Origin of the sequence: Pseudomonas germanica, from assembly GCF_019614655.1 — a bacterium.
GTDB lineage: Bacteria > Pseudomonadota > Gammaproteobacteria > Pseudomonadales > Pseudomonadaceae > Aquipseudomonas > Aquipseudomonas neuropathica.
Genome location: NZ_CP071586.1, coordinates 1,342,942 through 1,360,841, shown reverse-complemented (window position 1 = coordinate 1,360,841; position 17,900 = coordinate 1,342,942). Strand labels below are relative to the sequence as shown.

Genomic DNA, 17,900 nt, shown 5'->3' with positions numbered 1-17,900 from the left:
CGTTTTTCAGATCTGGCGTGACAGAGAAGGAAAGCCCCCTTGATTCAACCTTCTCAGGATCATCCGACATGCACTCCACCCGCCTCACGCCACTGGCTCGTACCCTGCGCAATCTTGTCCTCGGCGCCAGCCTGAGTTTCAGTGCCCTGCCCGCCGCGCTGGCCGCTGATGCCAAGGCTTATCACATCGCGCCGTCGTCGCTGGAGAACGCCCTCAACCAGTTTGGCCGTGAAGCGGGCGTGCTGATTTCGTTTGGTTCGCAAGTCACCAGCGGTGTGCAAAGCCGTGGCCTGGAAGGCAGTTACACACCTGAGCAGGGTTTGAATGCATTGCTTGAAGGCACCGGTCTGCAAGCGCGCGCCGAAGGCAACAATGCGTTCAGCCTGCAACCGGTGGCGGATGCCGCGCTGGAGCTGGACACCTCGAAAGTCGTCGGCGACTGGCTCGGCGACGCTGCGCAAATCAATGTGTTCGAGCACCCGGGCGCGCGCGATGTGATCCGCCGCGAAGAGTTCGAACGCCAGGGCGCCACTCAGGCGCGGGATGTGCTCAATCGCATCCCCGGCGTCAACGCTCCAGACAACAACGGCACCGGCAGCCACGACATGGCGCTGAATTTCGGTATCCGTGGCTTGAACCCGCGACTGGCCGCGCGCTCGACCGTGTTGATGGACGGCATTCCGGTGCCGTTCGCGCCCTACGGCCAGCCGCAGTTATCGTTCGCGCCGATCAGCATGGGCAACATGGATGCCGTGGACGTCGTGCGCGGCGGCGGCGCGGTGCGTTACGGCCCGCAAAACGTCGGCGGCGTGGTCAACTTCGTCACCCGGGCGATTCCCAACGAGCCAACGGTCAAGGGCGGTTTCCAAACTGAAACCAGCCCATCGTCGAGCCACGACGGCTTCAAGACCAGCGCCAACCTGCTGGCCGGCGGCACCAACGCCAACGGCCTCGGCGGCGCGTTGCTCTACTCCGGCACCCGTGGCGGCGATTGGCGCGAACACAGCGACACTGAAATCGACGACCTGATCCTCAAGGGCAAATACCAGCTCGACGAAGCCAACAGCTTCAACGCCATGGCCCAGTATTACGAAGGCAAGGCTGACATGCCCGGCGGTCTGAACGTGGCCGATTACGACGCCGATCCGTATCAATCGACGCGTCCGAAGGACCAGTTCTGGGGCCGCCGCACGATGTTCAATTTCGGCTATCGCTATCAGGAAGATCGCCGCGAATTCACTGCCAACACGTTCTTCACCAAGACCTTGCGCAGCGGTTATCTCGATCAGGGCACCTTCCTTTCGCTGTCGCCGCGCGAGTATTGGGTGCGTGGCCTGGAAACCCGATTCGCCCAAGGTTTCGACCTCGGCCCGACCAGCCATGAAGTCGGCGTCGGCTACCGCTACATCAACGAGGCCGGTCACGAACTGCGCTATCGCACGCCGATCAGCAGCAACCAATACCCAACCACCAACAGTCGCAATGACCGCGACACCCGTGGCGGCACCGAAGCCAATGCGTTCTTCGTCGACGACCGCATCGACATCGGCAAATGGACCATCACCCCGGGCGTGCGCTACGAGATGATCGAGTCGCAGCAGACCAACAACCTGACCAACGTCAAATACAAGGGCGACTACAACACCGCACTGCCAGCGTTGAACGTGCTCTATCACCTGACCGACAGCTGGAACCTGTACGCCAACACCGAAGGCTCGTTCGGCAGTGTGCAATACAGCCAGATGCCCAACCGGGTGACCAGCGGCGAAGTAAAACCGGAGAAGGCGCGTACGTGGGAACTCGGCACGCGGTATGACAACGGCGCGTTGCGCGCGGAAATCGGCGCGTTCCTGATCAACTTCGACAACCAGTACGAAAGCAACCAGACCAACGATTCGGTGATCGCCCGTGGCGAAACTCGCCATCAAGGGATCGAGACCAGCGTCAATTACGCGCTGGATGACTTGAGCCCAGCGCTCGCCGGTTTCGATGTCTACGCCACTTACGCTTATGTTGACGCGACTATCCGCGAAGACGGACCAAACAAGGGCAATCGCGTGCCGTTCTCGTCGAAACACAAAGGCACGATTGGCGTGGGTTACACCGAAGGACCGTGGAAGCTGAATCTCGACAGCAGCTTCCAGAGCGACCAATTCGCCGACAACGCCAACACCTCGAAGGAAAGTGCTGATGGCAGCACTGGCAAGATCCCCGGTTACATGCTGTTCAGCAGCCGCGCGGGGTATGACTTCGGGCCGCAGTTGTCGGACTTGAATGTGGCGGTGGGCGTGAAGAACATCTTCAACACGCAGTACTTCACGCGCTCGTTTGATGACAACAACAAGGGCAAGTATGTGGGTGAGCCGCGTACGGTGTACGTCCAGACTTCTGTAGCGTTCTGAGGATTGAAAAGCCCCTCATCGGAACGCCGCCCGCCTAGCCCTCTCCCTAAGGGAGAGGGTACTGATTGGGGGATGCTTGCGAGGTACGCCGACCTGAACGTGCTGTGCCGAATCCATAATCGACTCGACCTTAAACCGCTTTGCCGAATCCATAATCGACTCGACCTGAAACCGCTTTGCCGAATCCATAATCGACTCGGTCTTTCAGGTCGATGTACCCCGCAATACGACTCGGTCGGCCCCCTCTCCCTCCGGGAGAGGGCTGGGGTGAGGGTCAGCGGGTCATGGTCTACAGTAAAACTTCAAACCAACTTCACAAGGATCGTGAAGCATGCAAACTCGCCCCACCCTCGCCCAATTCGCCCGCCAGTTACGCGTTAACCAAACCGACTGTGAACACCTGCTCGGGCAAAAACTCCACTCCCGCCAAATCGCCAATCTGAAATTTCGTCGGCAATTTCCGTGTCCGCCTTACGTGCTGGATTTTTACTGTGCGGAGTTGAAATTGGCGATTGAGCTGGATGGCGGTCAGCACTTTGAAACGCAGGGACTGATTCATGACCAACGCCGGACGCACTATCTGAATCAGAAGGGCATTGAAGTCGCGCGCTTCAGTAATCTCCAGGTGATCCAGCAGATGGACGATGTGCTGGAGCAGATCATAAGAACTGCAGCGAATCGAAAAATGCCCTCACCCTAACCCTCTCCCAGAGGGAGAGGGGACTGACCGGGGGATGCTTGCGAGCTACGCCGACCTGATTCTGCTTTGCCGAATCCATAATCACTCGGTCTTTCAGGTCGACGTACCTCTTCAGACACCTCGGTCGGCCCTCTCCCGTAGAGAGGGGGGACTGATTGCGGGATGCTTCAGAAATACATCAACCTGAAGTGCTTTGCCGAATCCATAGTCGACGCTGTCTTTCAGGTCGATGTAACCCGCAACACACCTCGGTCGGCCCCCTCTCCCGGAGGGAGAGGGCTGGGGTGAGGGGCCGCGCTCTTGTGCCTTGCGCAAAAAACCGCCGCAAACAAAAACGGGCCTGCTTTCGCAGGCCCGCTCTCATTGGGTGGCTATAAAATCAGCGCATCAACTGTTGATCGCTGCCTGTTCATTCTCAAGAAATTCTTCCTCCAGCAGAGCGTCATTCGCCTTGCTAAATGGCACCACAGCGGCACGTGGTTTACCTCGCAGTTTGCCGAAAAGGTGCTCCAGGGCGTGCTCGAGTTTTTCGGCAGCGCCGTCGATCGCCAGTTCCAGCGAATCGGCTTTATGGGTCACGGAAATCGGTTGATGGCCTTTTGGCCGCGCTTCCAGTTGGCAGCGCAAGTCATGGGGACCTGGTTTGTCACCGTTCTCGTCGCTCAGGTGGACTTCGACACGGGTCAGGTCTTCTTCATAACGTTCGAGCGTGCTCTCAATGGTTGTACGTACCCACTCCTCCAGTCGTTGACTACTTTGAATATGGTTATCGCTGTTGACTTGGATTTGCATAGTTCATCCCTTATTTCAGCTAGCTCGTGAGAGGCCTTGAGTTGAATTTCCTGACCTCCTGGTTACAACAATCGGCCCGACCGACGAACATTTCAACCCCTGAAAAAAGATAAATATTCATTCGCAAAAAAAGCCGGACAACCGAGCAAAGCACTGGTAAGGTCGGGAGTTGGGTCGCCTCGCACCCCGGCAAAATTTGCTCACAACTGCCCGTCGTTCAACGGGTGCAAACTGCGAAATATCCCCGCCTCCTCGACCAGCCAATCATGCACCGCACGCACACCCGGATGGCTTAAAGCCCCGGGTGCATAGAGCAACACATAGCGTTTGTGATTAGGCACCGACAGGCCAAACGGCACAATCAACGTCCCTCGCTCCAATTCATCGTTAAGCAAGGTGCGGCGGGCAATCGCCACGCCCATGCCGGCAATCGCCGCTTCGATGGTCAGATGATTGCGATTGAAGGTATGCCCACGCCGTACGTCGGCGCCCTCAAAACCAATCGCGTTCAAATAGAATTCCCATTCCGCGTATTCATAACTGCCACGCCACGCGGTGATGTCGTGCAGTACCGGGAAATGCACCAGATCCGCCGGCCCGTGCAACGGTGGTCGCCCGCGCAACAGGCTCGGTGCGCACACCGGGAAAATCTGCTCGTCGAGCAAGGCTGTGGATAACAATCCCGGGTAACTGCCGTCGTTCAAATCGATCGCCAGATCAAAATCGCCTTCGTGCAAGGGCACGCTGCTGTCCTCTGCCACCAAACGCAACTGAATGTCCGGATAGCGTTGCTGCAGGCGTGGCAAGCGCGGCGTCAGCCACTTGCTGAGGAACGACGGAATCGAGCGCACTCGCAAAATCCCGCTGATCATTCCGGCATCAAGTCGACGCAATTCGGCATCGATGCTGCCATATGCCTCGTTGACGGTAATCGCCAGCCGCTGCCCCTCCGCACTCAGCTCCACACCACGCGCGCGCCGATGAAACAGACGGAAACCAAGTCGTTCTTCAAGTTGACGAATTTGCTGACTGACCGCCCCCGGGGTGATGTGCAGCTCTTCGGCACAACGGGTGAACGACAGGTGCCGCGCGGCACAGGAAAACACCTGCAGCCAGACATAGGTCTGCGCATGCAATTGACGACTCATCGTTTAGTCCTGCTAAAGGCTTACTTAGGAAGTTTCGTTAGTCACGTAGGACCGAGGTAGGCAGTATCGCCGACATTGCGCTTGTCCTACAAAAAATGGCAGCGATTCCTACTCCATTGCTTGTAAGGGTTTAGCATGGCTATCAGTGTTTTCGATCTATTCAAAGTCGGCATCGGCCCGTCCAGTTCCCACACCGTAGGCCCGATGCGCGCCGCCGCGACCTTCGCTCAGGAGCTGATTGATCAACGTTTATTGAACGATGTGCGCCGTGTGGAAATCCGTTTATACGGCTCACTGTCGGCCACCGGCGTCGGGCACGCCACCGACCGCGCAACGGTGATGGGCCTGATGGGCGAATGGCCGGACAGCATCGATCCGGCGACCATCGATTCACGTATCCAGCAACTGCGCGAGACAGGCCAACTGTCCCTCGCCGGTCAGAGAGAAATTGCCTTCGACTGGCAGCGTGATCTCCTGCTGCTGGATGAGAGCCTGCCCTACCACCCCAACGCCATGTCGCTGACAGCCTTTGGCGAAACGGCCGAGCTGTTCGAGCAGACCTATTACTCGGTTGGCGGCGGTTTCATCATCGAGGCGGCAGAAGCCGAGTCCGGTGTCGCCCCGGCGAGTGAAGTGGTGTTGCCGTACGATTTCTCCAGCGCCGCCGAACTGCTGTCGCTGTGCAAACAGCACAACCTGCGCGTCTCCGAGCTGATGATGGCCAACGAACGCGCGTGGCGCACTGACGCGGAAATCCGCCAGGGCCTGCTGCACATCTGGTCGGTGATGCGTGAGTGCGTTGAACAGGGCCTGCGCCACGAGGGGATTCTGCCCGGCGGTCTGAATGTGCCGCGTCGTGCAGCGAAATTGCATCGCAGCTTGTTGGAAATCGGCAAGCCGAACGTGATCAGTTCCACTCTGTCGGCAATGGAATGGGTCAACCTGTTCGCCCTCGCCGTCAACGAAGAGAACGCCGCCGGCGGGCGCATGGTCACCGCGCCGACCAACGGTGCAGCCGGAATCATCCCGGCCGTTCTGCACTACTACATGAAATTCAATCCGGACGCGTCTGACGATGATGTCGTCGCTTTCTTTCTGGGCGCGGCTGCTGTCGGCATTTTGTGTAAGAAAAATGCTTCGATCTCCGGCGCTGAAGTCGGCTGCCAGGGCGAAGTCGGTTCGGCCTGTGCGATGGCCGCTGCTGGCCTGGCCGACGTGCTCGGTGCCACCCCGGAACAACTGGAGAACGCCGCCGAAATCGGCTTGGAACACAACCTTGGCCTGACCTGCGACCCGGTCGGCGGCCTCGTACAGGTGCCGTGCATCGAGCGCAATGCCATCGCCGCCGTGAAAGCGATCAACGCCACGCAAATGGCCCTGCGCGGCGACGGCAAACACTTCATTTCCCTCGACCGGGTGATCCGCACCATGCGCGACACCGGCGCCGACATGCACGATAAATACAAAGAGACTTCACGGGGCGGCCTGGCCGTGAGCTGGGTGGAATGCTGAGGCCCATTCCCTGACCGCCCCGGCAGGCCGCACAAAGCCGCCTGCCAACCGTGAGCCCGAGCAAAAATAATAACGAGGCGATACCGATGACCGATGTACGTACACCTGCTGCCGAAAATCCCGCTGTAGACCGCACACGCAATGCAGAAACGGCCCACAAGGGCTGGAACAAATTCGACACCACCTGGATGCTCGGCCTGTACGGCACTGCGATCGGTGCTGGCACCTTGTTCCTGCCGATCAATGCCGGCGTCGGCGGTTTCTGGCCTTTGCTGATTCTCGCCGTACTGGCTTTCCCGATGACGTTTTTTGCCCACCGTGGGCTGACCCGTTTCGTGTTGTCCGGGCGTTCCGGGGACATCACCGAAGTGGTCGAAGAACACTTCGGCATCGGTGCCGGCAAGCTGATCACGCTCCTGTATTTCTTCGCGATCTTCCCGATTCTGCTGGTGTACAGCGTGGCGCTGACCAACACCCTGAGCAGTTTCCTCGAACACCAATTGCACATCACTCCGCCACCACGGGCGATCCTCTCGCTGGTGTTGATCCTCGGTTTGATGGCGATTGTGCGCTGTGGTCAAAGCGTCATCGTCAAAGCCATGAGCGTGCTGGTTTATCCATTTGTTGCCGCATTGCTGCTACTGGCGCTCAGCCTGATTCCAAACTGGAACGGTGCGTTTTTTGCCAGTGCCCAAGAAGCCATGCCAATGTCCGCTTTCTTCAAGACAATGTGGCTGGCGATTCCGGTGATGGTGTTTTCATTCAACCATTCGCCGATCATTTCCGCGTTCGCGGTTGAGCAGAAACAACGTTACGGCGAGCAGGCCGAACGCAAAAGCAGCGGCATCCTCGCTATGGCTCACGGCATGATGGTCGTCACGGTGATGTTCTTCTGCTTCAGCTGTGTGCTGGCGCTGTCGCCGGCGGATCTGGCAGCGGCCAAGGCGCAGAACATTTCGATCCTGTCGTACCTGGCCAACCACTTTCAGACCCCGGTCATCGCTTACGCCGCGCCGCTGATTGCGCTGGTGGCGATCACCAAATCCTTCCTCGGCCACTACATCGGCGCCAGTGAAGGCTTCCAGGGCATGATCGTGAAAAGCCTGCGCAGCCGTGGCCGGGTGATGTCAGCGAGCTGGCTGAACCGTGCGACCGCCGTGTTCATGATCCTCAGTTGCTGGGCCGTGGCAACGTTCAACCCGAGCATCCTTGGCATGATCGAAACCCTCGGCGGGCCGGTGATTGCCTGCCTGTTGTTCCTGATGCCGATGTACGCCATCCGCCGCGTGCCGGCCTTGCGCCAGTATTCGGGGCAGGTGTCCAACGTGTTTGTGGTGCTGATCGGCCTGATTGCACTGTCAGCGATCATCTACTCGGTTCTGCCCTGAAAACGGGCCACTAAAAAAGGCGAGCCGCGTGGCTCGCCTTTTTAATCCCCGTGTTCATTGTTCGACAATTTTCCCGGCACAGCCCTTGCTACATACCTTTAGGAGCTGCCGCAGGCTGCGATCTTTTGCTCTTCGTGACCGAAATCAAAACACTGAAGAGCAAAAGATCGCAGCCTCGTTTCCTCGACAGCTCCTACATGAAAGCAACAAATACAGGCCACGGAATGGCCGATGATCCGGTTGGGCGAACCAACCCGATCACGGCCGGTCAACAACTGCACGTTCAATCAGGCGGTGACGCATCATGGACAATCCTTTTCAGATCATTACCGATGCCTTTGCGCCGGACTATCAGATCAACCTGAGCATTCAAGGCCTGGACGGCAGCATCATGCTGACCCTGTCCAACAGCGGCCGGATCGTGGCCAAGCGCATGATCAGCGCCGAGCAGCGCAACGACCCCGTGCGCCTCAAGCGTCTGGTGCAAAGCATCCAGTTCGGCATTGCCATCGAGCAGGGCCACAGCGCCATGGCAATCCTCGAAGCGATGACCAGCGGCGACGGGCTGACCCCGCCACCGCCACAAGTCGTCGGGAGAACTGGATCGACAATGGGTCTTTGATTAACAATTTTTACTAATCGCGATACTCTCGGGAAGATCCTGACTTTCCGTTAGGACGGAACCTGAGAGGTATCACGTAATTTTTAAACTAAGTAAAATCGTGATCTGGCAAAACATATTGACTTTGACGACCAAAAATACCTACCCCTCCGTTCAGAAATCTATTAGATGCCAGCAACGCCCTACACGTAGCAACCTTCCACTGCTCAAACGTATACATTGACTTATTAAAGCCGCGCGAATTATCTTTTATTTTTGTTAGTTCCAACTTTAGCAGCTCCTCAAGCCCTTCTCCCGTTTGTTTTGAGACACTAACGATTCGCCGAACCTCTCGCATAGCGAGAGTTTCGTACAACTCGTGCAACCCATGTACTGCAAGGTGTTTCGCAATACGCGCATAATTTATGCTTTTTTCAGGATACAAAATAACATTTGGCCTAAAAACAACCTCATCCAAAGAGTCTACATAATCTGCCTGCAACCAATCCCCATCATAAAAATTATCAAACCTTGGATGAATTGTTTGCTCGCCAGGCGATCGAGGCACATAAGTGAGCTTTTTTCCATTGCACGGAAAGCAACTGGGTATCAAATTGAATGCGGATATTGACAATGATGGAAAAAATTTTTTCGGCAGATAATGATCCAGGCTATAAACGTCACCATGGTGACATATCTGGCATTTTTTATCTGGAGCTAACGCGCGAAGCTTCTCATAATAAAATCTGCCAGCGGTATTTTTTGCAGCCAACTTATCTTCATACATCTCGTTTAAATAGGCTGGCAAGCCAACGCCACGACGACTAGACTGCTCCGGATATAAATGACACATAACCAACTGACAATGCAACTTGAAAACCTTATGCGAGCCGCGCAAAAACACTTTCAACTTCTCCTCATCAGGAGTGAGCGCTATTCTTCGCCGCCCTAAAACACACGCATCAAATACCTCATTAAACGAATAGGTTACTTTAGCCATGATAACGCCCCTTCCGCATACTGGACGACACCACTGCTCGACCTTCCAACCCTATTGCCCTATTATACTTTTCGAGTAAGTCATCATAGCTCCGAAAATTCTTCGAATCATTTGCCAACAACTTATAAAATCCAGAATTCCTGACATCAAGATTGAATACTTCCGTAGTGATTTCCCCGACACTTTCACCGAACGTTTCTATGCAAGGACGCGACACCTCCAGTCCTCCCGCGAGGCGATTTACCTTCCATACGCATGACCTGGGAGCTTCTTGAACGATTACAGGTGAATGCGTAGCAATTATTGCCAGTCCATTTTTGACGGCGAGCAATTCAGACAACACTCGAACGAAGGTCGATAGCAAAGGTGGATGTAGATGGTTTTCCGGCTCATCGAACAAGCATATAGTACGGTCCTCCACCAGTTCCACAACGCTAGTAACGTAGTAGATAACAGCAGCATGCCCCGAACTTAAAGAAACAAACAATTCACGCGCAGCTACTATGAGCCTATTTTCATCCAACTCTTCAAGCAGAGACGAAATATTCAACTCTTGAAAGTTAACATCCACACTTAACGATCGAACTGCACTCAACCAAAGTTCTTTCTTAACCTCAGATCCCAGCAAGCAGTTCTTCAAGGACTCAGCAAACTCAACCGCCATACCACCGGTAACACTTTTTAGCTGTCGAGTCTTCTGATCATATATACCGATGTATTTTTTCTTGGTTTTATACTTATCAATCTCTGAATCATTGAAATCAATATCATCGAGAGGATTACCAAATACACCAAGCGAAAAATATAGCAACAATCCAAAATCCTCAACACGCACCGTAGTACGATCACGATTAGTGACCGCGCCATCATTCTTGTCGATTGAGTTGGCTACACGCTTTAATATATAGCTTTTACCTACACCATTCCTTCCGATCAGGACATGTATATTACTCGGAGGTCGGGAATCAGGGAACACTGAAAAATCCATCTCAACCCCGGTTGCCTCTTCGGTAAACTTTAGCCCATAACTTCGCAAAGCACCAGGCGCATGAAGAATACCTCTAAAGTGCCCTTTAATCGAAGACAGACTGACAAATCTTGTCAGCGATTGAACAAACGAAGCTTCTCTATATGCAAGATCAAAAAGCCGATTATCATAAACAACATCTTTTAGAGCAACCAAATACGCAGTTAGCACATTATTAGAAAGATTTTTTTCAAGCGTCTCATAGTATTCAGGGCTTTGGCCAAGTGAAAAAAAACCTGTTTCTAAAGACGAGAATTCAGACGGTATGAAATCCGCTGTACGCTGCTGTTCATCCTGACCTGCAAACCCTACTTTCAACTCTCCCACAAACAGCTCTTGACCATTCGAGTCAACATAAAAAGAGCGAAACAACGTAACAAACGAATAATCATTCCACCCTAGATTGGGAAGAATAAAAAAATACGGTCCAGCGGCACCGCCAATTGGACGCCCTTTAAAAATCAACATAATTACTCCCTGTAAATAAATTATAAAATTTCGCTATCCCTAACGTTATTCTAACTTTAGGGTCCTACAACTCGCCCTTCTCGACTTCCGGATGTTCGCTGGAACCGGCGCCAAGTTTGCGCTGCGGTTTCTCGATCTTCACCGAAGGAAATTGTGACGAGGCGTAACGCACCACAAGAATCGAGAACGCCAGCAACAGAATGCCGCCGCACAGGTAGATAATGCCCATGTCCGGCGGGTTGTGGTGCGAGACGTTGGAGATCAGCAAACGGGTCAGCGCGGTGATCGCCACGTAGATCAGGAAGCGCACCGGCATGTGGTTGGTCTTGAAATAAATTCCGACCATCGCCCCAAGTTCGAGATAGATGAACAGCAACAAAATGTCATCGATCTTGATGTGGCCTTCCTCGAGCATCCCGAGAAACTCCATCACCGCCGCCCACGCCGTCACCGCACCGATGGCGAACAGCGCCAGATAGTGAAAGGTTTCGACGAACAGGTTGCCCAGGGACTCGGCCAGTTGATGCACGTTTTGCCGCAGTTTCTCGGCCCAGTTGATTTTCACGATGATGTTCCTTAGCTCGAATGCGAGCGGATGATGCGTGTTGGACGTGACGGTTTTCTGCACGTAACGGTTTTCATGCAGAAAAGAGGCCACGCCATCATGGCGAACCGCCGCCAGACCCGCGCCGTGGCGTTTGGTCGCACCGCTGTGCTTTTGTGGGAGCGAGCCTGCTCGCGAATGCAGCGACACGGTCGGCCTGACAAACCCGAAATCCGGTCTACATTGAAAAGCCACTACCCATGGCGCAGGGATTCGCTTATCCTTTTCGCTGTATATGGATACAGTAGTCGTCAAGACAACTTAATGTGAAGGCATGTGAGGTGGTGAATGGCCGTCGAAGTGGTATACCGCAGCAGCCGAGATCTGGAGCGCTTGTTCATGGATAAAGCCGAAGCTGACCGTCATGACAAAATGCTCGAACTGGCCGAATATCTGGCCGATGTGCTGCAAAAAGCCGTTCCGTCCCTGACTGAACAGCAAGTGGAAGAAGCCGGGATCTACATGGCGAAGAATCGCGATGTGTTCGCCCGGGCGTTCAAGAGCCAGCCGGATGCACTGTCCGAGCTGCTCAATGCACCGGCAGAACCAGTTGAACAAGCTGAGGCGGCGGAACCTGCTGAAGCACCGGCCAAGCCAGCCAAAGCGGCGAAGGCTGCGAAGTAATCCAGCCCGAATTGAATAGGCCCTGAGTCGAATGGCTCAGGGCCTTTTTCATGCCTGTGAAACTCAGCGATACAAAACTTTCTCCGCCAACTCATCTGCCACCCGCGCCGGTGAACGCTTTTCCGCCTGTGCATGGGCGAACACCTCGGTCAGCCGCGAACTGATTTTCGACAGATGCGCAGTAATCGTCGGCAATTCCTCGCCACGATGTTTCAGCGAAACGTAGATCAAGCCACCGGCGTTGATCACATAATCCGGCGCATACAGAATCCCGCGCCGTTCCAGTTGATCGGCGACATCCAGATGCGTCAGTTGATTATTCGCCGAACCTGCCACGGCAGAGCAACGCAGTTGCGTGACGCTGTGGCTGTTCAGCACACCGCCCAGACCGCACGGCGCAAGAATGTCGCACGGTGTACTGAGTAATGCATCGTTGGCAATCGGGTGCGCGTTGAGCTGTTCCATCGCCAGTTGTACCTTGCCGTGGTCGATATCGCTGACCAGCAGTTCCGCGCCGGCGGCGTGCAATTGCTCGGCCAAGGCAAAACCGACATTGCCCAGCCCCTGAATGGCGATGCGCAAGCCTTCCAGGTTGTCGCTGCCCAGCCGCGCCATGGCCGTTGACCGAATGCCGGCAAATACACCCATCGCGGCATGCGGAGCGGGGTCGCCGGCCGAGGTGGTGCTGGTGACGTGCTGAGTCTGTTGGGCGATGCAATCCATATCCGCCACCGAGGTGCCGCTGTCGATGGCGGTGATGTAGCGACCGTCGAGCTGTTCGATGCAACGGCCAAAAGCTTCGAACAGCGAGCCACGGTTTTCCACATGAGCCGGGCGCACGATCACTGCCACGCCTCCGCCCTGCGGCAGCCCCGCCAGCGCAGCCTTGTAGCTCATGCCCTGAGCGAGGCGAATGGCATCTTCGACGGCGGATTCGTCATTGGGATAGGCGAGATAACGACATCCGCCCAAGGCTGGCCCGAGGCGACTGTTATGGATGGCAATGACCGCCTTCAACCCGGTGACCGGATCAACGCTAAGGTGCAGCGATTCCAGGCGAGTGCTTTGCATGAGCGCAAACATCGTTGGGCTCCCGAATCACTTCTTGTAGAACGCCAGTATAGGCCTGCGCCTGAAAATTGCTGGAGCGCACCGGAATAAGCGCCCTCGCCGACAACGGCTTTGCGGCATAACCTGACACCTGCGCAGCAGGGGACTGGACGAATCTTGCGGGCGGGGCTAAAACGAGGCATTCCCCGGAGATTTCGATGAGTGCGCGTCAACGTTTTTTCGAATGCCTGCACCGTTCACCGCCCGCGCTGTTCGAAGCCGCGCTGTGGATGGCGGCCGAGCACGAAAAAACGGTCGATCCCGACGCGCTGTTACAAGAATTCAGAGACCTGCAACAACGAGTCAGTTACGGCTTGCCGATGTTGCCGGTCAGTGAACTGGCGCAGCCCCTGTTGCGCCGCATGACTGATCTGGGCTTTGCCCAGGACCACTTCCTGCCGCTGCGCCCGCAAGCAGCGCTGTTGCACAAGGTGTTGCAGACCCGTCGCGGCCAGCCGTTGGCATTGGCGCTGATTGCCCTGGAGCTGGCGCGTGGCCTGGAGATTCCTCTGGTCGGGATCAACTTCCCCGGACACTTCCTGTTGCGGGTGCCCGGCGCTGATCACTTGCTGGATCCGTGCGGCGGCCGGCGTTTGTACCCAAACGATTGTCGCGAACTGTTGCAGCGCCAGTACGGGCCGAACATGAAGCTGACCGCCGAGCATCTGCTGACCGCCTCGCCGGTGCAAATGCTTCAGCGCCTGTCGCGCAACCTGCGGCAGTTGCACCTGACGCATGATGACTTCATTGCCGCGCTGATCGACGCCGAACGGGTGCTCGAACTGGGTGACGCCGGCGCCGCCGATTACCTGGCACGGGCCAGTCTTTATCAGCGGCTCGACTGCCCGAATGCCGAGCGCTTTGATCTGGAGCATGCGCTGATGCTCAGCGACGATCCGATTCAGCGCCTGCGCCTGACTGAACGCCTCAGCCACCTGCCGCCCAACTCCGTCGTCCATTAAAAACAAAAGATCGCAGCCTTCGGCAGCTCCTACATTGAAATGTGTATTCCCATGTAGGAGCTGCCGAAGGCTGCGATCTTTTGCTCTTCAGGATTTGACAGATATCCCCATTCCAACTGCCGAACTTCCTTCGGTGGGCGAACGCACCTGAATGATCAGCAGCGCGGCGATGACCGCCGGAATCGCACAGAAGAAGAAAATCTGCGCCACTGGAATGTGCATCGCCAACAACAGGCTGCCGAACAGCGGCCCGAGAATCGAACCGAAACGCCCCACGCCCAATGCCCAACCGGTGCCGGTCGCACGCACATGCGCCGGGTAGAAATTACTGGCAAACGCATTCAGCGTCAGTTGCCCGCCAATGATGCAGAACCCGGCGGCGAACACGCAGGCGACCAGATAACGCGGATTGTCATGATTGAGTCCGAGCAGAATCGTGCACAGCGCCGCACCTGCCAACACCGCCGACAGCAAACGCACCTTGCGCTTCAAGCGGTCAGCAAACCAGGCCATGCAGATCGCGCCCAAGGTGCCGGCGAACAGGAACATCGACGTCACCAGATTGGCTTCGTTGAGTTTCAGGCCGCTTTCCAGGAGCAACGTCGGCAGCCAGCTGATCATGAAATACAACAGAATCAGGCTGACGAAAAACGTTGCCCAGATCAGCAAGGTCGGTCGCGCGTAGCCATTGCGGAACAACTCGACTACGGTCAGTTTGCTGCCCTGCTCGCGTTCGTTCTGTTCGACGCTGGCAACGGGCGGCTGCCAATCCGGCAGCATGCGCGCGGTGACTTTGCGCAGCCGCGCGTACGGCGGCGCATCGCGCAGCAGACGTGGCAACGACTCCGGCAGCATCCACCAGAGAAACGGAAACAGCAGCAACGGCGTGACGCCACCGGCGAGGAACACCGCCTGCCAGCCGAACTGGTCGATGAAGCCTGCGGCGACGAAACCACCGGCTGCGCCACCGAATGAAAAGCCACAGGCCGCCAGCGTCACCATCAAGGTGCGCAAACGCGGTGGTGAGTATTCCGACATCAACGCCATAGCACTGGGCATCGCCCCGCCCATGCCGATGCCGCAGATAAAGCGCGCGATCATCAGCGTGTTCAACGAGTCGGCGAAGACCATCAGCACCGTCAGCGTGGCGTAGATCAGCACGCAGGCGAGCAGAATGCGCCGCACGCCAAAGCGGTCGGCGAGTGGCGTGACAGCCAGGGAACCGAGGGTGAGGCCGAGCAAGTTGGCACTGAAAACAGGTCCGAATGCAGACTTTTCCAGCCCCCAGTCCTGCGCCAGCGCGGGCACTACATAACCGAGCACCTGGGCGTCATAGCCATCGGTGACCAGCAGCAAGGCGAGCAGGATCAAGAGCAACCACTGATAACGGGACACAGGACGGGCGTCGAGTGCCGCGCGGAAGCTGGCAATCTGGTTGTGCATCGCAAGGTACCTGTTTTGTTTTTATGATTTTTTGATGTGGCAACCGGATCGTTCCCACGCTCCGCGTGGGAATGCCGCCGGGGACGCTCTGCGTCCACTGTGACGCAGAGCGTCACGGGATGCGTTCCCACGCAGAGCGTGGGAACGATCAGTTACAGGGGAATTACGGGGTGTCTGGTTGATTGGCAGGATGGGCCTTGATGAATGCTAAATGTTCAGCCGCCAGTGCGGCGACCCGACGAATTTTCGGATACGCCTCAAGGCTGACGTTGAAGCGCTCAGCCGCATACAACTGCGGAATCAGGTACACATCGGCCACGCACGGCCACTCGCCGAAACAGAAGCCCTCGTCGCCAATCAATTGCTCCACCGTCGCCAGCCCCTGGCTGATCCAGTGACTGATCCACTCGACCACCTGCGGCTCGTCGTGCCCTGACTGGCGCAGGCGATTGAGCACGCTGACGTTGTGCAGCGGATGCACATCGCAACCGATCACCGCCGCCACACCGCGCACCTGCGCGCGGGCGAACAAATCTTCCGGCAGCAACGGCACCTGTGGATAACGTTCTTCCAGGTACTCGATGATGGCCGGCGATTGAATCAGCAAACCGCCCTCATCAGTGCGCAAGGCCGGCACCCGCCCCTGTGGATTGATCGCCAGATACGCCGCTTGCCGATGCTCGCCGCCGGGTGGCACGATCAGATTGACTGGCAACGCCTGATAGTCGAGGCCCTTCAGCGCCAGCGCGATTCGCACGCGGTATGACGAGGTCGAACGGTAATAGGTATAGAGATCCATAACCCGCTCCTGTCAGCGCGCCGCCAGCACTTTGCCGCGGCACTCGCCGAAGCCGATCGAGGCGAAACCGTCACGGGCACAACGCGCACGCAGGATGATTTCATCACCGTCCTCAAGGAATTTACGCACCTCGCCAGAAGCCAGTTCGATCGGTTTTTTACCACCCTCGGTGATTTCCAGCAGGCTACCGAACTGACCGCTCTGCGGGCCGGACAACGTGCCCGAACCGAACAGGTCACCGGCCTGCAACTGGCAACCGTTGACGCTGTGGTGCGCGACCATTTGCGCGACGGTCCAGTACATGTAGCGGGTGTTGCTCAGCGTCAGGCGATGGGCCGGCAGGTTTTGCTCGCGCATGGCTTCGGTGAGCAGCAAAACTTCCAGTTCGATGTCGAAGGCACCGCCGTCCTGATCGCGCTTGTCGAACAGGTACGGCAGCGGCTGCGGATCACCTTCAGGACGCTTCGGTTGCGCGGTGCGGAACGGTTCCAAGGCTTCAGCAGTTACAACCCATGGCGAGACGCTGGTGATAAAACTTTTCGAAAGGAACGGCCCCAGTGGCTGGTATTCCCAGGCCTGGATATCGCGCGCCGACCAGTCGTTGAGCAGGCAGAAACCGGCAATGTGATCAGCCGCGTCACCGATGGCGATCGAGTCACCCATCTCGTTGCCTTGACCGATCCAGATGCCCAGTTCCAGCTCATAGTCCAGGCGCGCGCACGGGCCAAACACAGGCTCGGTCTGACCGGCCGGTAGCGTCTGGCCTTTAGGGCGACGCACGTCGGTACCGGAAGCACGCACGGTGGAGGCGCGACCGTGATAACCGATCGGCACATGCTTGTAGTTCGGCAGCAGCGGGTTATCCGGGCGGAACAGTTTGCCGACGTTCTGCGCGTGCTCGATGCCGACGTAGAAGTCGGTGTAATCGCTGATGCGTGCCGGCAGATGCAGCTGGCAATCGGCGGCCAGGGGCAGCAATTTTGCGCCTTGGGCTTCGATGTTGCCGCGGTGTGTGCTGCCTTCGCTGAACAGTTCCAGCAGACGGGTGCGCAGTGCCACACGCACCTCGCGACCGAGTTCGAAGAATGCGTTCAACTGGCCGCCGTGCATGGCTTCGACAGCGCTGCGCGCGACACCGTCGAACAGCCCGGCTTCCAGCGCTACTTGCAGATCGAAGATATGGTCACCAATCGCCACGCCAGCGCGCGGCATCGCACCGTTGCTGCTGAACACACCCAGCGGCAGGTTCTGCAGCGGGAAATCAGCGTGGCCGTTGGCCGAGGCAACCCAACTGCGGGTGATGGAATTCTGCGTCATGGG

The 17,900-nt window shown here is 56.8% G+C and carries 15 protein-coding genes and 1 pseudogene; 7 read left to right on the top strand and 9 right to left on the bottom strand.

Going from position 1 to position 17,900, the window contains the following annotated elements; genetic code table 11:
• Nucleotides 1-68: 68 nt before the first annotated feature.
• Nucleotides 69-2,402: a TonB-dependent Fe(3+) dicitrate receptor FecA gene (gene fecA, locus J0G10_RS05875; RefSeq protein WP_220557902.1), complete on the top strand. Its 2,334-nt coding sequence runs from the start codon at nucleotides 69-71 to the stop codon at nucleotides 2,400-2,402.
• A gap of 331 nt (nucleotides 2,403-2,733) precedes the next feature.
• Nucleotides 2,734-3,102, top strand: a complete 369-nt coding sequence (locus J0G10_RS05870) for an endonuclease domain-containing protein (protein ID WP_095125421.1) — start codon at nucleotides 2,734-2,736, stop codon at nucleotides 3,100-3,102.
• Nucleotides 3,103-3,489: 387 nt separating this feature from the next.
• Here the strand turns inward: J0G10_RS05870 and J0G10_RS05865 are convergent, their stop codons facing one another.
• The gene (locus J0G10_RS05865) at nucleotides 3,490-3,894 is read right to left on the bottom strand and encodes an HPF/RaiA family ribosome-associated protein (protein ID WP_095125420.1); all 405 of its coding nucleotides are present in this window, start codon (nucleotides 3,892-3,894) and stop codon (nucleotides 3,490-3,492) included.
• A gap of 200 nt (nucleotides 3,895-4,094) precedes the next feature.
• Nucleotides 4,095-5,042, bottom strand: coding sequence for a LysR substrate-binding domain-containing protein (locus J0G10_RS05860; RefSeq protein WP_093436172.1), 948 nt, complete (start codon nucleotides 5,040-5,042; stop codon nucleotides 4,095-4,097).
• 135 nt (nucleotides 5,043-5,177) lie between these two features.
• Between J0G10_RS05860 and J0G10_RS05855 the strand changes: the two genes are divergently transcribed.
• From J0G10_RS05855 to J0G10_RS05845, 3 genes are all read left to right on the top strand, one after another.
• On the top strand, nucleotides 5,178-6,554 hold the full coding sequence (locus tag J0G10_RS05855) for an L-serine ammonia-lyase (protein WP_095049795.1): 1,377 nt from the start codon (nucleotides 5,178-5,180) through the stop codon (nucleotides 6,552-6,554).
• Between the two features lie 86 nt (nucleotides 6,555-6,640).
• Nucleotides 6,641-7,942 (top strand): serine/threonine transporter, encoded by a 1,302-nt coding sequence (locus J0G10_RS05850; protein ID WP_095049794.1) that lies wholly within the window; start codon nucleotides 6,641-6,643, stop codon nucleotides 7,940-7,942.
• Between the two features lie 304 nt (nucleotides 7,943-8,246).
• Entirely contained in the window at nucleotides 8,247-8,564 is a 318-nt protein-coding gene (locus J0G10_RS05845) for a DUF3509 domain-containing protein (RefSeq protein ID WP_220557900.1), read from the top strand.
• An 88-nt stretch (nucleotides 8,565-8,652) separates the two neighbouring features.
• Here the strand turns inward: J0G10_RS05845 and J0G10_RS05840 are convergent, their stop codons facing one another.
• From J0G10_RS05840 to J0G10_RS05830, 3 genes are all read right to left on the bottom strand, one after another.
• Nucleotides 8,653-9,543 carry an HNH endonuclease gene (locus J0G10_RS05840; RefSeq protein ID WP_220557898.1) on the bottom strand — a complete coding sequence of 297 codons (891 nt, stop codon included), beginning with the start codon at nucleotides 9,541-9,543 and terminating at the stop codon, nucleotides 8,653-8,655.
• On the bottom strand, nucleotides 9,536-11,038 hold the full coding sequence (locus tag J0G10_RS05835) for an AAA family ATPase (protein WP_220557896.1): 1,503 nt from the start codon (nucleotides 11,036-11,038) through the stop codon (nucleotides 9,536-9,538). The genes J0G10_RS05840 and J0G10_RS05835 overlap by 8 nt, the downstream gene beginning before the upstream one ends.
• A gap of 64 nt (nucleotides 11,039-11,102) precedes the next feature.
• The gene (locus tag J0G10_RS05830) at nucleotides 11,103-11,603 is read right to left on the bottom strand and encodes a phosphate-starvation-inducible protein PsiE (RefSeq protein ID WP_026000737.1); all 501 of its coding nucleotides are present in this window, start codon (nucleotides 11,601-11,603) and stop codon (nucleotides 11,103-11,105) included.
• A gap of 327 nt (nucleotides 11,604-11,930) precedes the next feature.
• Between J0G10_RS05830 and J0G10_RS05825 the strand changes: the two are divergent.
• Nucleotides 11,931-12,185, top strand: a pseudogene (locus J0G10_RS05825) (YebG family protein); the annotation flags it as partial.
• Nucleotides 12,186-12,329: 144 nt separating this feature from the next.
• Here the strand turns inward: J0G10_RS05825 and J0G10_RS05820 are convergent.
• Nucleotides 12,330-13,349, bottom strand: coding sequence for a Leu/Phe/Val dehydrogenase (locus J0G10_RS05820; protein ID WP_095049791.1), 1,020 nt, complete (start codon nucleotides 13,347-13,349; stop codon nucleotides 12,330-12,332).
• Nucleotides 13,350-13,534: 185 nt separating this feature from the next.
• Between J0G10_RS05820 and J0G10_RS05815 the strand changes: the two genes are divergently transcribed.
• Nucleotides 13,535-14,338, top strand: coding sequence for a SirB1 family protein (locus J0G10_RS05815; RefSeq protein ID WP_095049790.1), 804 nt, complete (start codon nucleotides 13,535-13,537; stop codon nucleotides 14,336-14,338).
• An 87-nt stretch (nucleotides 14,339-14,425) separates the two neighbouring features.
• On the opposite strand, the gene J0G10_RS05810 is transcribed toward J0G10_RS05815, so the two are convergent.
• The 3 genes from J0G10_RS05810 to fahA all read right to left on the bottom strand — a co-directional run bounded on the left by J0G10_RS05810 (nucleotide 14,426) and on the right by fahA (nucleotide 17,897).
• On the bottom strand, nucleotides 14,426-15,781 hold the full coding sequence (locus J0G10_RS05810) for an MFS transporter (RefSeq protein WP_095125417.1): 1,356 nt from the start codon (nucleotides 15,779-15,781) through the stop codon (nucleotides 14,426-14,428).
• Nucleotides 15,782-15,944: 163 nt separating this feature from the next.
• The gene (gene maiA / locus J0G10_RS05805) at nucleotides 15,945-16,580 is read right to left on the bottom strand and encodes a maleylacetoacetate isomerase (RefSeq protein WP_220557894.1); all 636 of its coding nucleotides are present in this window, start codon (nucleotides 16,578-16,580) and stop codon (nucleotides 15,945-15,947) included.
• Nucleotides 16,581-16,592: 12 nt separating this feature from the next.
• On the bottom strand, nucleotides 16,593-17,897 hold the full coding sequence (fahA, locus tag J0G10_RS05800; RefSeq protein ID WP_095125414.1) for a fumarylacetoacetase: 1,305 nt from the start codon (nucleotides 17,895-17,897) through the stop codon (nucleotides 16,593-16,595).
• Nucleotides 17,898-17,900: the final 3 nt, after the last annotated feature.

Coding starts and splice junctions, on each gene's coding strand:
- fecA (WP_220557902.1), top strand. CDS start 69: ATGCACTCCACCCGCCTCACGCCACTGGCTCGTACCCTGCGCAATCTT.
- J0G10_RS05870 (WP_095125421.1), top strand. CDS start 2,734: ATGCAAACTCGCCCCACCCTCGCCCAATTCGCCCGCCAGTTACGCGTT.
- J0G10_RS05865 (WP_095125420.1), bottom strand. CDS start 3,894: ATGCAAATCCAAGTCAACAGCGATAACCATATTCAAAGTAGTCAACGA.
- J0G10_RS05860 (WP_093436172.1), bottom strand. CDS start 5,042: ATGAGTCGTCAATTGCATGCGCAGACCTATGTCTGGCTGCAGGTGTTT.
- J0G10_RS05855 (WP_095049795.1), top strand. CDS start 5,178: ATGGCTATCAGTGTTTTCGATCTATTCAAAGTCGGCATCGGCCCGTCC.
- J0G10_RS05850 (WP_095049794.1), top strand. CDS start 6,641: ATGACCGATGTACGTACACCTGCTGCCGAAAATCCCGCTGTAGACCGC.
- J0G10_RS05845 (WP_220557900.1), top strand. CDS start 8,247: ATGGACAATCCTTTTCAGATCATTACCGATGCCTTTGCGCCGGACTAT.
- J0G10_RS05840 (WP_220557898.1), bottom strand. CDS start 9,543: ATGGCTAAAGTAACCTATTCGTTTAATGAGGTATTTGATGCGTGTGTT.
- J0G10_RS05835 (WP_220557896.1), bottom strand. CDS start 11,038: ATGTTGATTTTTAAAGGGCGTCCAATTGGCGGTGCCGCTGGACCGTAT.
- J0G10_RS05820 (WP_095049791.1), bottom strand. CDS start 13,349: ATGTTTGCGCTCATGCAAAGCACTCGCCTGGAATCGCTGCACCTTAGC.
- J0G10_RS05815 (WP_095049790.1), top strand. CDS start 13,535: ATGAGTGCGCGTCAACGTTTTTTCGAATGCCTGCACCGTTCACCGCCC.
- J0G10_RS05810 (WP_095125417.1), bottom strand. CDS start 15,781: ATGCACAACCAGATTGCCAGCTTCCGCGCGGCACTCGACGCCCGTCCT.
- maiA (WP_220557894.1), bottom strand. CDS start 16,580: ATGGATCTCTATACCTATTACCGTTCGACCTCGTCATACCGCGTGCGA.
- fahA (WP_095125414.1), bottom strand. CDS start 17,897: ATGACGCAGAATTCCATCACCCGCAGTTGGGTTGCCTCGGCCAACGGC.